14 protein-coding genes and 1 pseudogene are annotated in these 16,976 nt (G+C 25.0%); 8 read left to right on the top strand and 7 right to left on the bottom strand.

Features of this window, described 5'->3' with window-relative positions; all coding sequences use genetic code 4:
• The coding region (locus AB668_RS03685; RefSeq protein ID WP_050517672.1) for a hypothetical protein at positions 1-427 on the bottom strand (427 nt) is incomplete at its 3' end.
• 191 nt (positions 428-618) lie between these two features.
• Here AB668_RS03685 and AB668_RS03680 point away from each other — a divergent pair.
• Positions 619-2,460, top strand: a complete 1,842-nt coding sequence (locus AB668_RS03680) for a P68 family surface lipoprotein (protein WP_050517671.1) — start codon at positions 619-621, stop codon at positions 2,458-2,460.
• Positions 2,461-2,538: 78 nt separating this feature from the next.
• On the opposite strand, the pseudogene AB668_RS03675 reads toward AB668_RS03680, so the two are convergent.
• A pseudogene (locus AB668_RS03675) lies at positions 2,539-2,986 on the bottom strand (IS3-like element ISMmy2 family transposase); the annotation flags it as partial.
• Positions 2,987-3,123: 137 nt separating this feature from the next.
• A complete protein-coding gene (locus AB668_RS03670; protein WP_050517670.1) occupies positions 3,124-3,834 on the bottom strand; it encodes a glycerophosphodiester phosphodiesterase in 711 nt (236 codons plus the stop codon).
• Between the two features lie 300 nt (positions 3,835-4,134).
• Here AB668_RS03670 and AB668_RS03665 point away from each other — a divergent pair, with 300 nt between their 5' ends.
• Entirely contained in the window at positions 4,135-4,941 is an 807-nt protein-coding gene (locus AB668_RS03665; RefSeq protein ID WP_050517669.1) for a TatD family hydrolase, read from the top strand.
• 38 nt (positions 4,942-4,979) lie between these two features.
• Here the strand turns inward: AB668_RS03665 and AB668_RS06080 are convergent, their stop codons facing one another.
• From AB668_RS06080 to AB668_RS03655, 3 genes are all read right to left on the bottom strand, one after another.
• Positions 4,980-5,588 (bottom strand): DUF4143 domain-containing protein, encoded by a 609-nt coding sequence (locus tag AB668_RS06080; protein WP_442928561.1) that lies wholly within the window; start codon positions 5,586-5,588, stop codon positions 4,980-4,982.
• Between the two features lie 156 nt (positions 5,589-5,744).
• On the bottom strand, positions 5,745-6,272 hold the full coding sequence (locus AB668_RS06075) for an ATP-binding protein (protein WP_327138683.1): 528 nt from the start codon (positions 6,270-6,272) through the stop codon (positions 5,745-5,747).
• 309 nt (positions 6,273-6,581) lie between these two features.
• A complete protein-coding gene (locus AB668_RS03655; protein ID WP_050517668.1) occupies positions 6,582-6,854 on the bottom strand; it encodes a BspA family leucine-rich repeat surface protein in 273 nt (90 codons plus the stop codon).
• A gap of 224 nt (positions 6,855-7,078) precedes the next feature.
• Between AB668_RS03655 and AB668_RS03650 the strand changes: the two genes are divergently transcribed.
• From AB668_RS03650 to AB668_RS03630, 5 genes are read left to right on the top strand one after another with little or no spacing between them, the layout of a single operon-like run.
• Positions 7,079-8,905, top strand: coding sequence for an ABC transporter permease (locus AB668_RS03650; RefSeq protein WP_050517667.1), 1,827 nt, complete (start codon positions 7,079-7,081; stop codon positions 8,903-8,905).
• A gap of 2 nt (positions 8,906-8,907) precedes the next feature.
• Positions 8,908-9,612, top strand: a complete 705-nt coding sequence (locus AB668_RS03645) for an ABC transporter ATP-binding protein (protein WP_050517666.1) — start codon at positions 8,908-8,910, stop codon at positions 9,610-9,612.
• On the top strand, positions 9,590-10,933 hold the full coding sequence (locus AB668_RS03640) for an aromatic motif membrane protein (RefSeq protein WP_050517665.1): 1,344 nt from the start codon (positions 9,590-9,592) through the stop codon (positions 10,931-10,933). The genes AB668_RS03645 and AB668_RS03640 overlap by 23 nt, the downstream gene beginning before the upstream one ends.
• Positions 10,920-11,999 carry an aromatic motif membrane protein gene (locus tag AB668_RS03635; RefSeq protein WP_050517664.1) on the top strand — a complete coding sequence of 360 codons (1,080 nt, stop codon included), beginning with the start codon at positions 10,920-10,922 and terminating at the stop codon, positions 11,997-11,999. The genes AB668_RS03640 and AB668_RS03635 overlap by 14 nt, the downstream gene beginning before the upstream one ends.
• A 1-nt stretch (position 12,000) precedes the next feature.
• Positions 12,001-12,897, top strand: coding sequence for an aromatic motif membrane protein (locus AB668_RS03630; protein ID WP_050517663.1), 897 nt, complete (start codon positions 12,001-12,003; stop codon positions 12,895-12,897).
• Positions 12,898-13,474: 577 nt separating this feature from the next.
• Here AB668_RS03630 and AB668_RS03625 read toward each other — a convergent pair.
• The gene (locus AB668_RS03625; RefSeq protein ID WP_050517662.1) at positions 13,475-15,013 is read right to left on the bottom strand and encodes an ABC-F family ATP-binding cassette domain-containing protein; all 1,539 of its coding nucleotides are present in this window, start codon (positions 15,011-15,013) and stop codon (positions 13,475-13,477) included.
• 386 nt (positions 15,014-15,399) lie between these two features.
• Between AB668_RS03625 and AB668_RS03620 the strand changes: the two genes are divergently transcribed.
• The gene (locus tag AB668_RS03620; protein ID WP_050517661.1) at positions 15,400-16,956 is read left to right on the top strand and encodes a hexose phosphate transporter; all 1,557 of its coding nucleotides are present in this window, start codon (positions 15,400-15,402) and stop codon (positions 16,954-16,956) included.
• Positions 16,957-16,976 lie beyond the last annotated feature (20 nt).

Below are 16,976 nucleotides of genomic sequence, written 5' to 3'. Positions count from 1 at the left end.
TACAGTATGCACTAGCAAAACCCTGTTTTATTAATCTTTTATCTAAATTAGAATATGAAATCTTATAACCAAATTTTTCTTTTAAACAACTATGATAATTTTTCAACGTCAAAAATGAACAACTACTGTTATTGTTCTCTCCTCCTGTTATTTTCATTTCTCCTTGATAAACTTCACCCAAGTTGTATATTGTTTCATCACTATATTTTTGCGCATTCTTGTTATTTACATTTTTATGAGAAAGTATTATCTCCTTTCCGGTATTTATAAAATCAAGATATTCTTTCTTATATCTTTTTATAGTAGAAACAGATTTATTAAATTGCTTTGCTATTGATAAACATGATCTTTTAGGATCCTTTGCAAAGATATCTAATATACATTTTTTAATTTCTGCATATGACTTATTGTCTAAAATAGTAAACATTCTAACCTCCTTTACCAATTATATGTTTTGGATCCAAAACATATAATTGGTAAGGTATCATTTTGTTTGATATTCCAGAATTTTAATGTATTTAATGGACGAAAATAAGAATTTTTTAGTAAAATATTAGTGTCCAAAATTGGGAATTTTTTAATATACTTAATTAAACACAAGTGTAAGGAGATTAGATAATGAAAAGTTATTTATTAGGATTAAGTTCTCTAGTTATTGGTTCTTCAGGTATGATGACTACTGTTGCATGTTATAAACAACAACCTACAAGTGTTGTTTTTCAAGTAGCTCAAGGACAAGCATTTCCACTAGCTATAGCTTTAAAACCTTTTATCAAATATTATAACGATACATTTAAAGATGAAGAAGATTTCATGAAAGTAAAAATTCAATTTAAAGACGATTATGAATTTGATGGAGAAAAAGTACAAGGTCACGGATCTTTTAGTGAGTTTGGTTTAATCAAAAATGCTAAATCTAATATTGAATCAGGTGATTTTAAAAATGTTCCAAACATTATTTTAGGTGCTCAATCAGGAGCTTATATAATTAATCAAGATAAAAGGTTATTAGATCTATCTGATAAAGGTATTAAAAAAGATTTCTTCTTTGATAAAATTGCAGATCTGCACTCAGTTTTAGCAGGACAAGGTGTAACTGATAAAATTTTTAATATTCCTTTTGATAATGCTGATGTTGATGCTCTTATTTTTAACTTAAGATTATTGAATAAAATGTTTGAAATAATTCAAAAAGGTGGAGGAACTATAAGTCAAGATTCTGAGATTATTAAAAAAGCTTTAGCAATCCAAAACAAAGAGATTCCTACAACTTCAATTTGAGCATATATTGATCTTAAAATAACACGAGAAAATGAAAGACCATTTAAAGATTTCACTGTTAGTGGCGAAACTTTTAAAACAATAGATGGCGTAAGAGAATTAGCTAAAAAGTTTGCTGAAAATATTGAAATAAAACAAGAAAACAAAGCAAAAATTACCGATTCAACATTATCAGGAGATGTATTGTCAATCGATTATCAAGAACAAGCATTTTTAAAAGAATTACATACTAAAATTGAAGATAAAGAAAAATCTGCCTTTCAATTAGATCAAAACAAAAAAGTTAAATATAACTTAATTGATGATAGTGAGTTTAAAAAAGAATTTAAATCATTATGAGAAAATTATTCACAAACTGCAAAACTTTCAATTAGACATAATGTAGGAGCCTCTACAAAAGCATTTCATGCTATTAAATATATGAAAAACGGTACAGAAGAATGAGGTTCATGACAAGTATTAAAATTCCAAAGTGCAATGAGTTTTGCAGCATCAGTTGGAGCTTATCAAAATAAAATTAGTACAATTACAAAATCTCATCCATACTTAGGAAAAGTTCAAGAAGGTAAAGATGAAGAATTCTACAAAACTAATGCTGGTGAGAGCGATGTTTATATGACTACTCAAGTAACAAAAACTAAAAATTCAAAACATGAAATATTTAATGAAGGTGGATCAAGCATTATTCCAATTGATTCAAGAAAAGATAAAGTAAATAGAGCTACAAAAAAATTCTTAGAATGACTCTATAAAGGTAAAAATAAAATAGGAACAACTCAAGAAGAAGATAACTGATACACTTTTGCTAGAACTTCAGGGTATGTAATGCCTTTAAAAGATGTTGTTAAAAACCAAACTTTAGAAACATTCAAAAAACAAATTCAAGAACTGGAAGAAAAAATAAAAGGTAAAAAAGATAAAGAACTAGTAGAAAATAAAGAACTTTCATCATTACACTTTAAATTAAATATGCTAAGATCTTCTTCAATTTCTCTTGAATCATTATTGAAATTAAATGATGAAAAAACTGTTGCTAAAGCAATGGTTACTGATGACAAATCAGCTCAAATGGTTGGATCAATAAGTACTTCATTATTGAACCAAACTACAGATAAAAAATCAGAAATTATAGAATTTAATAAATTACTAGCAGATCTAGAAAGTAAAAAATCACAATAAAACTTAATTTAAAAATAATAACGAAAAACAAGATTTGAAAACATTCAAATCTTGTTTTTTTATTAAATTTTTAAAGACTCTACCGTATCTTCCGCTTTGTCCTTCTTTAATTATTTCTGCATGTTTTACAGATTTTTTATTCTTACTATTTGATTGTTTTTTTAAACTTGTAGTAAAAAGTTGACTTAGGTAAACCAAGAATTTTCATTATCTCTTTGTTGGTGATATTTGCTCCAAATTTCTCCTTAATTTTTTCTATCAATTCATCTAAATTACCAACCTTATTTTTCCTTAAAATCTCTTCTTTAAAAAGATCTGTTATTAACCATTCTAAAACTTCACGATCAATATTCTTGATCACTTCATTTCTTTCTTTGTCATATTCTTCTTTATTCTTTTTAGGTCTTCCTGATCCTTTACCTTTTTTAGACGCTTTTCCTGTTTGTGACTCTTTTAGTTCCATACCTAAATTATAATGTCTATATTTTCCAGATAAATATTCTTTGTAGTGCTTAAATACTTTTAACTACTCACTTACACTTAGTTGCTTTCCTCTTTTCATAAATACTCCTTTTTCAAAAAAAATAGACCCCCTAGGGGTCTATTCCTTAGGGTGTCTAATAACTTTGTCCTACTCTCTACATCTACCGGTTTTAAAATTAACTACATACTTTGGGTTGGATATAGTTCTGGATAATCTGAAATGTATCCATTAATTAAGTCTTTATACATTGAATGTAGTCTTTCCACATCTTTCATTTTTTTGAATGTTCACACATTCAATGGAATGTTTAATTTTAAGAATAATTCATGATTTTTAGCTTTTTTCAATAAGCTAATTGGTGGGTGTAAGAAATCAAATTTTTTACCTAATTCAACGTCAAATTGTGACATTTTTTCAAATAAGTATCCTGTTTTGTAATTATTATTTTTTCTTTTTAAAATTTCATTTAATACATTAGGAGAGAATGATGAAACAATTATTTCAACTCCTTTATTTGTGTATTTTTCAATTGAATTAAACACGATATCTAATTGTTCTTTGTTGTAATTATCTGGTTTAATTTCAACATTTATCATTTCATATTGTTTGAAATGTCCGTCCATAAATTCTTCAAATAATGGAGGTAATCATAAAGGATTTTCTTTAAAGTATGGAATTTCTTTAATTTCATCATAAGTCATTGACTTAACGGTTTTATTTAATTTTCCAATTCTTTTAAAGTTGTGATCGTGGAAAATGATTACTTGATTATCTCTTGTTAAACGAATATCAAACTCAACAGCTTTTGTTATTTTTAATGCATTTTCGAAATCAAATACTCTATTTTCTCCAAATAGTCCTCTAAAACCACGGTGAGCTACTAAAATCATATTTCTTTTTCCTTTCTTGCCATGAAATAATTGTTACTATAATTTTTTTAGTTCATAGATAATTTGTTGAGACGAGCTAAATGTATGTTAATACTTGGCTTCTCTATAAATAATTATATCAATAAGTTCTATTTGAATTTTGTTATCACAAATAATAGAAAAGAAATTGTGAAAATCTTATTTTTGAAATTAAAAAGAAATTATAATTATTTTTAAAAATAATTTCTAAAATACTAATAGCTTAAGCTTTTTAAAGATCTAAATATATATAATTAAAATATAAAGAAAGTAGGTAAAAACATGGCAATGTCTGGATCGTATGATGTACACTGTCACTTAAGTGATGCTAAATATTTAGACTTAGAAATGACATCTGTTGAAATAATTTTAGAAGCTAAAAAATCAGGAGTAGATTATATAAATAATGTAGGGACTGATGTTAAATCATCTAAAACAGCAGTTATTCAAGCTAACTTATCACCAGTAGTGTTTGCGATTGTTGGTATTCATCCAACTAATGCACATTTATTTACTGTTGAAGCATATGAAACAATTGAAGAATTAGCTCAATCTAATGAAGTTGTTGGAATAGGTGAAACAGGATTAGATTTTTCTAACACTACAAAATATGAAAAACAACAACTTCAAGCTTTTGAAAGACATATTGATATAGCTAAAAAACTTAATCTACCATTAATGATACATTTAAAAAACGAGCCCGGTAAAACTAGAGTTTACGAACTTGCATATAACTTATTAAAAGAAAAAAATGTAAAAAAGGGAGTTATTCATTCTTATGAAGGAACTTTAGAATGAGCTAAAAAATTTATTGAATTAGGGTTTTTAATTTCAGTAAGTGGAGCTGTTACTTATGATTCAGAAATTAATGATGTTATTGACGGTATTTCATTAAATGATTTAGTTGTTGAATCAGATGCTCCTTATCTAGCTCCAGCTCCATATGACGGAAGTTTAAACTATCCAAAATACCTACCTTTAACTATTAAACATATAGCTAGAATGAAAAACGTAAGTGAACTTGTTGTTGCTCAAACAACAAGAAACAATGCTAAGAATCTATTTTTAAAAAATAAAAGAGTTAGATAATAACTTTGTCCTACTCTTCAGTTTCTAATGCTGTGCTTTTATATATTAAATACATCAAAATCTAATAAAAATTCTTTTAGTCCTACATATAAAATTTCGTTATTATCATGATGTTTAAAAATATCATCATAAACAATAACTATCTTTTTATGACTATCTTTTACTTGTAATAAAGGTCTTATCACTTGTTCTTTTTTATTCGCTTCATCAACACTTAAAGCAACTTGAATATAGTATTTTGTATCAATTAAATTTGCAATAAAATCTATTTCTAGATTATGAACATTGCGTGAGTCTTGTGTTTTTTGCTCATATATAACATACCCTACATCAACATTAAAATCTCTAACTTTTAATTCATTATAAACTATATTTTCCATAATATGACTACGATCTATATCACTAAAATTCAATCAAGCGTTTCTTAATCCAATATCAGTGAAATAATATTTTAAAGGTGTTGAAAAATATTTAGCACCTTTGACATCATAACGCTTAGCTTTATCAATGATATATGACTCTTTAAAATAAATAATATATTTAGAAATTGTTGAAGCATTGATTTGTATTTTATTTTCAGACAAGAACATATTCGCTAATCTTGTCGGGTTTGTCAATGACCCTATATTAGATGAAATAAAGTTCAGTAGTGTTTCTCATTAAGTGTTCGTTATTAATTTTTTATCTATCTAAAATATCACGAATATAAGTTGTGTTAAATAAATTTTGTAAATACTTAGCTTTTTCGATATTAGATTCTATTTTATAAACAAAGGGCATACCACCATAAATAAAATATTTTTTTAGATCAAATCTTTAACCTGATTGCTATCATGGATTTCTTTGAATGTAAGAGGGTTGATTTTTATTTTGTCTCCTCTGTCTCTAAACTCTGTTACAATTTCACTTGATAACATTTTTGAATTACTTCCCGTTACATAAATATCAACATTTTCATGCAACATTAAACCTATTAAAACACCTGTAAAATCAATTAATTTTTCGTCAGATTCAAAATAAGGATTTTTAATAGTTTGGCAGTTTTGGATTTCATCAATAAAAACATAATATTGAGTGCTTTTATTTGAAATTTTATCTAAAAAATATTTATACAATTCAACAGGGTTTCGATATTTAACATTTGCAATATCATCTAAATTCATAGCTAATATTTGACTTTGGTCCACACCATTTTCTATTAAATGGTTTTTAAACAAATTAAATAATAAATAAGATTTACCACATCTTCTAATACCTGTGATTATTTTTACTTTTCCATTCTGTTTTTTAGAAATTAATTCATTTAAATAAAGATTTCTTTTGATATTCATAAAATCACCTCTTTTTTCAGCTGTTTCTTTACCTAAATTTTAACACTAATAAATATTCTATATATTGGTTCACACGAACTAAAATTATGGAATTCCAGTGTTTTGGTTCCTTAAAAGAACAATTTTTACTATTTCCCAAGCAATTTATATGGAATTCCAGTGTTTTGGTTCATGATATAACGGGTTAAGTTTATATAAAATCACTAGCTGAAATAATTGGTTCTGATTTTAAAAACTGGTTAATTATTTAAGAAAACTTGGAAGTTTATTTCCTGTGAATTCTTTATGAGAACCTTTATTAAAATCTTGTTATCCTGAATATGTTTTACTGTTAAAAGTAATACTTTTAGAAATTTTTAAAACATTTCATCTAGATAAATTTTGATTAAATTTTCTAGCTTCAAAAAACATTTGTTGCATATCAACTACATTTTCTTTATTTCAAGATTCTATTCCTTTAGTGATTTCATTCTCGTTTTCATCAAAAGCGTTATTTAAATTTGTAATATGTTTAGGTAATTCAGAGAGAACTTTTGAAACGGTTGTTGGAAATTGTTGGATTTTAATAGATTTATCAGACATTAAAGAGTATCCAATTTTTGTACATTCAATTGGTCTGTCTTGTCTGTCTTTGGGTATATACAGATTCTTCAATTGTGAAAACTGAACTAATAAAACCGTCCAAGCGTGGTTTAAATAAGTCTTCAGAAAGTTTTTATTAGATTTTTGACAAACCCCATTGATTTTTATATTTACTTATTTATAATTTTTATAATTAACAATATTAACAAAGGAATGAGGAATGTATGAAAAACGCTTATCTGAGATATTCTTTTTTTGCTTTTAACACTATTTTAAAGAAAAAAAGCTCAATTTTATTACCAATTATGACAGTTGCAATTTCTTTTTTTGTAGGAATTGTTTTTAAATTTGCAGTTCCTAGCAATTATCAAGAACTAGCAGTATTTTTCTATACTTTTATAGTAATTATTATGACTGCAGTTTATTCATCTATTAAAGCATTAAACTTATTTAAAGATCTAGAACAAGAAGGAATAGAAATAATAACATTATCTAAACCTATATCTAGAAAACAATTGATTTTAGGTAAATTAATGTGTTTAAGTTATTTTGGATTAATTTGATCAGCATCATTATTAATTTCTGGATTTTTATATTTTTATGCTTCTTTTAATTTTATAAATGTATTATTAAATTCTTTAACATTATTTTTTATTAGTTTAACTGCTTATTTCATAATAGGACTTTTTGTTAGTTTATTAAGCTTTAAATTGAGTCAAAAAATAGCTATGACTTTACCGTTAATTACTTTTATACCACTAAGTAGTATAGGTATATTATTAGCAAGTAATCAAACAACAAATATCAATAAAGCATCAAGTTATATAAATAAAAGTTACGAATATCATCATTCTGGAAATGAAGTAAATGCTGAAGCGTATTTTATAAATAACAATAAAGATGAACTATTATTAATTCCTAACGGTAGTGATAATCAAAATTTTGATGATGAACAAAATAAATATTTAGAAACAGTAGTTAATTACACAAATAGATCTTTAACAAATTGACAAATATATTCATGACTGTCAATTCCTTATCAATTTATAAATATGTTTAATTTCAATAGTAAAAATATCTCTATTACTAATGGTAACAATTCAACTGAATTAGAAAAACATGTTTATTATAATGATTTAGATAATATTTCTTATACTTACAAATTAGATAAAAATCCTAATCAAAAAAAATATCAAATTGATGACAAACACAATCAATACATAATTCCTGGGTTGTTAAAATCACATTCTAAGTTTTCAGATATAAGAGATAGCGTTGGATATGATTTAATTTATGCAGTTGAAGGTGCTGAAAATGATGATTCAAAATTTTTTGAAGATGAAAATGAATTTGCAAGCAACTGATCTACTTTAGTTGGAAGAATTAAATGAAATTTTGTTCAACAAGCTTTAAAAGATAAAAAATTTAATCAAATTGTAAACAATTTTGTAAATCAAAATCTTAAAGAGTTTTTAAATGATAAAAGCAACAATTCAAATCAATTGAATAAAAAACATAAAGAGCTAATGAATGAAATTTCTAAATATGTATCAGATGAAAATTCTGAAATTAATACTTATGAAAACCATAACTTAAAATTATTTAGTCGCAGATCTATTACTGATGGCGAAATTGATGGAACTGTACAAATAAAAATATATAAAGCTATTGCAATCTTAAACTATATATATTTCAATTTACAAGACACCACACAACTTTTCAAAATAATGATTAAAAATCCTAATAATGAATATTTTGGAAATGCACAAATTATATTAGAACTAGATAAAAGAAATTACCGTTTAGGTGGCTTTAAAAGTTTTTTAGAAAGAGTAGTTCATCAAAAAGATCAATCTAAAAAAAATCTATTTAGATTTAATTTACAAGAAAGTAAAACAAACTTCTTGTTTAGTTCAACAGATAGTTTATATGCAATAACTAGAAGTAAACAAATTGTTAATAAATATGTAATTGCTTTATTATGACTTGTTATTATCACAGCTGAATTCTCACTAACATTTAAGATTTATCAAAGAAAGGAATATAAATAGATATGAAAAAGATACTAGAAATAGTTAGATTAACTAAAATATTCCCTTTATCTAATCGTGGTGTTAAAAGTATAAATATGTCATTAAATGAAGGTGATTTTCATGCATTTATTGGTGAGAATGGTGCAGGAAAAACAACAACAATTAAAACAATTATAGGAGCTTACGTTGAATATAAAGGAAACATTTATATAAATCAAATTAACATAAAAGAACCACAAGCAAGATCATTTATAGGTTATGTTCCTGAAAAAGCATTATTTCCAAAAGATTTAACTACTTTTGATTATCTATTCAACTTTGCAATACTTTCTGGAGTTGATAAAAAAATAGCAACTCAAAAAATAAACAACTTTTTAAAAATGTTTAACATAATTGATTTAGCAAAAGATAAACCTTATACATTTTCTTCTGGACAACAAAAAAAGGTCTTATTAATTCAAGCATTATTACACGATCCAAAACTATTAATATTAGATGAACCGGCAGCTAATTTAGATCCTACTGCTAGATATGAATTATTCTCATTTTTACAAAAAGTTAATAAAGAACAAAATATAGCTATTTTAATTAGTTCTCATATTCTATCTGAAGTTGATAAATATGTTAACTCTGTAACATTGATTCATGATGGTGTTGTTTTATATTCAGGTAAAAAAGAAAAAGACTTAGAGGAATTATTTTATGAAAAAGTTATTAAAAATTAGCTCATTACCACTTATAACTTTATCTACTGTTTGTTGTGCAACACAAATAAAACCTACCAACCAAAATAATACTTTTGTCAAAAAAGAAAAAAAATTATATGAAAATCAACATATTAAACAAATTTTAAAATCAATTTATAGTGATAAAGATTTAGAAAAAAGATATATTGATTTTCAAGAACATAGAACTAGTTCTGCTTATGCTGATTTAAGATATTCTCTTACTGTTTATCCAATATTTATAGGTCATTATGTTGAAGATGATGTAGAAATTCAATATAGAAATGTTGTCAACAATGCAAAAAAAGTCATAGAAAATAACCTATCTTCTAATTGATATTGAACATTAAATAATATTGATAAGTTTATTTTTAACTTTAATCCTTATGGAGATTCATATAAAAAAAACTCTGTTGATCGAGACTTATTTGAACATAATAACGCATTAAACGGAAGCTTAGTAAGTATAAAAGATAAACATCCTAATTACTTAATTGATATCAAAACAGAACAACTTATTGTAGATAAATTAAAAGATTTCAAAACATTCTATTTAGTATATGACAAACATAAAGCTATAAGAATGATTCAATATAAAGAACAAGAAAAAGTTGTAACTAGAATATTACCTGATCTATTAATTTTTAAAAATAAAAATATTTCTGAAAATGAAATTGAGAAAAGTTTGAATGACATAGAAAATGAAATTTTTCAAATAAGAAAAAAAGAATTTGATAAATATCTTGCTGAGAAAAAAGATGAATTTGTGAATTCAGATATTTATCAAATGAAAAGAGACTTTAGATCAAGTCATCGTAGTATTTGAATAAGCGATTTCAGAATACGTAATAAATTTAGAAGTTATGATTTAAAACAAACAAAATTAGCAGAATCATTATTTGAAAATTTAAAACAAGATAGATCAAAAGTTGATCAATATATTAATGATTGAAAAAGCGGGCTACAAGAAGCATATGATCAAGAAGTAATTGATTCTCAACCATATAATGAACACAAAGAATTATTAGATAAATATAAAGATGACTTGGATAAATTAGTTAATGAAACAATCGAAAAAATTAAAAAATGAAGCGAACAAGACTTAAAAGTATTTGGTGATGATGAGAAACAAAACGCATATAACCAATATGCAAATACAGATGAAAGATTTTTTAAATTCAAAGCAAAACAACAATACTCAAATGCTCTTTTTGACTCATTAAATAAAATAAATGAAATTAAAATAAATGAACAAATTAAAGACTTAGAAAGTATAAAAATATTTAAATTCTCAATGAGGTATATTTATGAAAATGAATAAAAAGGTTATTATTAGCATTTCTTTAGCACACTTAATAATACCGCTATTAGCTTTAGCATTTCTTCTTGGTTCGCTTTCAAAAAGTACAAAAGACATCGAACTTCTAATTCCAAGAAATCACGAAGTGTATAAAAATTTAGATGATAGAACTGAATATGTTTTTAATAGTTTAATTAAAATAATTTTTGGTAATAATGAGTCTGAAAAAATAAAATATTTAAATACACAAAAAGAAGAAAATACAAAAGAATTTATTAAAAAAGCTAACGAGTTAAGAATTAAATATACTAAAACTAAATCTCAAGAAACAATTAAAGAGTTAAAAGAATTTTATTCAAAAAATCTAATTTTATTATTAAGAAATTTAGATAAATTTAGTTTAAGATTTACCAATTATTGATTATTAGAAGAAACTAAAGATAGTGTTGGTAGAGTTGCAAAACACTCTGATACATTTTTAGAAACTATTAAAAACAAAGAACCTGTTGGTGATAAAAAAATAGAAAATAATAACCTTCACGTTATAAATATAGGTAGTGAATCTAAACACATAAGCAGCAATGTTATATATATTAGAAAAGATAATTTCTTTATTGTTATAAAAGCTTCAAAAAAAGATTCATCTGATATGAAAATAGAATTAGATAAAATTATATATTTTTCTGAATCAAAAACAGAAAGCATTAGTTCAGATGCAATTTCAAATGTTTTACACATAAGTATTTATCATAAGGATCAAGAAGGTTATGATGCTTTTGAAAAAGATATAATAAAATTTTATGGTTATCCGTCATTAGGAATTCTAACAGCAGAAAAAGATTTTTTAGAAAATTTAATTAAAATTAAAACAGGAATTGAATTAGATAAAAATGATAAGCTTAAAATTGATAAAGTTGTTGTAGCTATTAATAAAACAAATGAATTAGATTTAGATGCAACACAATTAAAAGTTGATTTTATAGATGACGCAAAAATTAAACTTTCAGCAAAAGAAAATTCAGATAAGTATGTTGGATCAGTTGAGATTGAATTTGCAGATCCAAAAGAAAATGAAAAGGAGAACTAAAATGAATAAAACATTTACAAAAATAATATATTCAGTTATAGCATTTGTAGTTTTAGCTTTATCTTTTTCTTTAGTTTTAACAAATAAGAACAACACAAATTTAGATTCATTAAAAATTAGTAAAGAAAAACAAAAAAATGATAAATGAAATAGATTCATAGAACATGAGTATGTAAATCAAATTCTAAATTTAGAATTTAAAGATTTGGGTGAAAACTCTAAAAAAGAAAAAGACAAATATATAGAAGAACAAAGAAAAATTGCACTTGGAGAAAATAAGCAATTTGATTTAAATAAAATAAAATCCGATTTATCTTATGTTAATAATTTTATTGTTAAATATGGAGATAATGATGAACCTTTTGCAAAAAGTGAGTTTGGAAAAATTTTAAATCAATTATTTAAACAAAACTGATTATCAACATTATTCAACTTAGACAAATTTATATTTTTTGCTTATGATGATGATAACCAATTCGCGAAAATAAATTCACAAGAAAATGCTCTTAAATATGGTTCATTTAGAAAATTAAAAACAAATGAAATAAGTCAATATAATGTTTGAGATAGATCAAAAACACCTGGTGTAAACACATGAGAAATGTTTATATTAACTTCTGATTTCAGTATTTTAGAAATAGATATAAAAGATAAAAATGTTACAACCAAAAATCAAAGAAATGAAGTTTCAATATTTAACTATGCATTTCTATATCCAGAACTATCTAAAGATAAGTTTAAAGCAGACAAATTTAAATTAAGAGAATATGTTGAAATTCAAGCAAAACATAATGCAAATAAAAAATCTCCTGATAAAGATGCTTTTAATGAAAAATTCGGTGGTTCTCCTCATAGATACGTTATTATAGATGTTGATTCAAAATCTATTGATAAATAGTTTAAATCAAAATATTTCGACAAGAAAACACAAAATAAAGATATGAATAATTCATATCTTTTTGTTTTCGGTTCTTTAAAGATAGTTTATTGGAATTTATTTCATTGAGTTATAAGAAACATTGGTATAAAATTATTTTGAGGGGCTTTTCTCAGGTTCCTCGCGTAAATTAAATTCTTTTGAAATATTTATATAAAGTCTTAACTTATATTGTTCATAATTATGTTTATATTTTAATATTCTATTTTTATTAAAATTTTTTTATTTTTCTATTTTTTTGTTTCGATCGTTTCATATATTTAAATAAGTTTTTCAAGTTAGTTTTAAAACTCGTTTCTTATAACTCCTTTAATTTATTTACAAAATAATTCTTTAATTAAAATTAGTAAATTGTGCATAGTAATCATAATAAAAGAATTCTCTAAAGGATTTATAACAAAATAATTTTGTTATAAGAAAAACGATCAAAATATTGTAAAATTCCTTTTATTCATCTTTTATATGTATAAAAACTACATATTTTGTCAATGAAAAAAATAATTTAAAAGACGTTCAGTAATGAACGTCTTTATTGTTTTTAATCAACTAAATCTTCAAAGTTTAATACTTTATCTGCTCAATTAGTTTCGAAGTTAATATCGTGAGTTGTAATTAATACTGTTCCGGTAAATTGTTGGATGGCTTCAAGTAGTGATTCTTTAGCTAATACATCAATATGGTTAGTAGGCTCATCTAATATTAGTAAACTTGCTGGTTCTAAACTTAATGAAGCAAGTCTAACTTTAGTTTGTTCTCCTCCAGAAAGTTGTTTCATAGGATTTTGCATTAGTTCAGATTTTACACCAAATCTTGAAATCGTTGCTCTTATTTCAGGTTCTAACATTTTTGGATGACGATTCATTAAATATGAAATAGGAGTTTCAGCATCATCAAAATCTTCAGTTTGATGGAAATATCTAACTTCAACTCCGTCTCCTAGTTTTGATCAACCATTTATTGGTTTAATTTCATTTGCAATAGTTTTTAAAAATGTAGTTTTACCTATACCATTGTATCCTTTAACAATACATTTTTGTCCTTCACGCAATTCAAATGCTAGAGGTTCAGTTAAAACAAAATCATAACCAATTTCTAAATTTTCAGCTTTTACTACAACTGCAGAATTAGGTCTTTTATATTTAAAACTCATTTTAGGTTTAACAAGTTTTTGACGTTGATCCATAACTTCAATTTTATCTAGTTGTTTTTGTCTTGATTGAGCACTTCTTGCAGTTGATGCACGTGCTGCATTTCTTGAAATATAATCTTTTAATTTAGCAATTTGTTGTTGTTGAGATTCTCTTGCTTTGTCATATTGTTCTGCTTTTAAAGCTGATAATTCTAAGTATTTATTATAATCTCCAACATAACGATTAATTTCTTGATTTTCAATAGCAAAAATTATTTTAGAAATTTTATTTATAAAATCAATATCGTGACTTACTACTAAAAATGCATGCTCATAGTTATTTAAAAAGTTAGCCAATCATTCAACTTGCTCAATATCTAAAAAGTTAGTAGGTTCATCTAATAAAATAAAATCATCATTTTTTAATAATAATTTAGCTAATAAAATTTTTCCTCTTTGACCACCGGATAATTGACCTAATTTTTTTGTCATATTTTCAGGATTAATTCCTAAACCTGAAACTAAGTTTCCAATTGTTTTATCAATTGTATCAAAACCATGACTTGTTAAATAATCTTGTAATTCTAAAGCTTTAACTAGATCTTCTTCTTTATATTCAATAGCCATGTTTTCATAGATCTTATTAATTTTTTCTTCTATTTCATATAAGTATTTAAAAGCATCTTTTAAATAATCTTGACTAGTAATATTCATATCAACTTCTTGGTGTTGATCTAAATAACCGATTTTTGCTTTTGGATGTCATTCTATAGTTCCGTGATCTGGAACTATTTTTTGAGCTATGATATTTAATAAAGTTGTTTTACCAGCTCCGTTAGGTCCTACAAGTGCAATGTGTTCGCCTTTATTAATTCTCATTTCAGAATCTCTATATAAAATTTTTCCACCATTTTGATGAGAAATATTTTCTAAAACTATTAAACTCATATTAACCCCCAAATTACTTTTATAACTTAAATAATTATATATAAGAAATTCAAACTTATAAATAAAAAATATGTTACCAATAGTTTTTATATCTTCTAATTTTTAACTATTAAATATTTAAAAACAATTATCTATTTTACCTAATATTCTAACCATTTTATTTATATTCCAGACATTTTAATTATATGACTATAAAACTTAACTACTCGGATATATAATATAATTGTCTATATATGAAATTATATAGATAATTAACATGACTTTTGTTAATTCATTTTTATAAAAATGAAGAGTAAAAATGGTAAGTAAAACTTAAGTAATTATATATTTTGATTTATATATGTAAGCCAAATTATTTAAGTTTTATTTACATAGAAAGGTAAAATATGAATAACAAAATCAAAGAATGATCACAAAAAAATAAAGTTCTTTATGGATTTTTATTATGATCATTTATTTCATTTGCATACATGCTATTCATTGCAAACTGAGGGTTCTCAGTTACACTAGCAGGTGGTGGTGTTGAAGAAGGTACCAAAGTTACCGCAGGATTCTTAGGTTATTTTGGAATCCAAAAAAATAGTAGCTTTGAACTTGTAAATCAAATCGCAAACTGATCAATTACACTAGGTCGTGGTATAGGTTCAGTGCTTGTTGCTTTATTATTAGCTAAATTTGCACACAAATATACTACTATCATTGCTATAGCAATGACATTAGTTGGTATTCCTGCTGCATTTATGCCAGCTGCTGGATACGGGTATGCATTGTTCTTAGTTTTAAGAACAATTATGGCTATTGGAGGAACAACTTTAATTATTTTAACTCAACCTGTTGTTGCTAACTTCTTTGGGCCTAAACAAAAATCAGTTGTTTCACAATTTGGTATTTGATTCTACCCATTAGGAACAATTATTTCAATCGTTCCTGTGCTTGTAGTTACAAATTCAGATGCAGTTAGAGAACAATGAAAATTAATAGTTACTCTATTAGCCGCGTTAAACATTATTCCTTTATTATTATTTATTTTTATAGGAACACAATTTGACGTTAAAGAAAATGAACCAAGAGTAAAAGTAAATGGATTAGGTATTCTTGGATCATACATTAAGAAAAAACAAACATACGCATGAGTTCTACTATATGGTGGATGATTATGTATAGCTGTTTTCTTAACAAGTTTAACAATACCAATTTTTAACGGACTAAGTAAGGCTGGAGGTCTTTTCAATAAATTTATATTTGGATGACAAGTAGCATTCTTATCAGCGGTATTTGTTGGTCCAATCAGTCTTGGTTTATGATCAAGAAAACAAGCAAAAAGAAGATGATTTATTGCTACTGCAATTGCATCTGCAATAGTTCTATTTACACTATCAACTCTAACATTTGTATTTGGTGTTGCTAAATATGGAGTAAGTACTAACAAATCTGTGTTTGGATTCTCAACTACAATGTTTATCATTTTAGGATTCTTAACTGGATTATGTATTTGAGGTATTCAAGGTGTTATGTTAAACTTACCACATGAATATAAAGAAGCGGATCCAAAAACTATTGGTTGAATGTTCAGTTTAATTTGAGGATTCGGATACGTATTCTTTACATTAGTATTAATTCTAATTTCTGGTATTTCACTTATACCAGCATTAGCTAAAAACCAAGTAACACTAAGAGCAATTCAATTTGTACTTATTATTCTATCTACAGCAATTGCATTTATTGGTATATTAATGCTTAAAGAACCTCATCCAGAATATCCAATGTTCCCATGCAAAAAAGTTGAACAAGCTAAAGTTGAAGCTAAAGTTGAAGCTGCTAAAGTTGAAGAAGTGAAAGTTGAAGAACCAGTTGTAAAAGAAGTTAAACCAAAAACAGTTGCTAAATCAACAAAACCAAAATCAACAACAGCTAAACCAAAAGCGACTGCAAAAAGTAAATAAACTAAATTAAATTAACCACA

Source organism: Mycoplasma sp. HU2014 (assembly GCF_001199495.1).
GTDB lineage: Bacteria > Bacillota_I > Bacilli_A > Mycoplasmatales > Mycoplasmataceae > Mycoplasma.
Note: the sequence above shows the minus strand (reverse complement) of the source record. Positions and strands in the feature narration are given on the sequence as shown.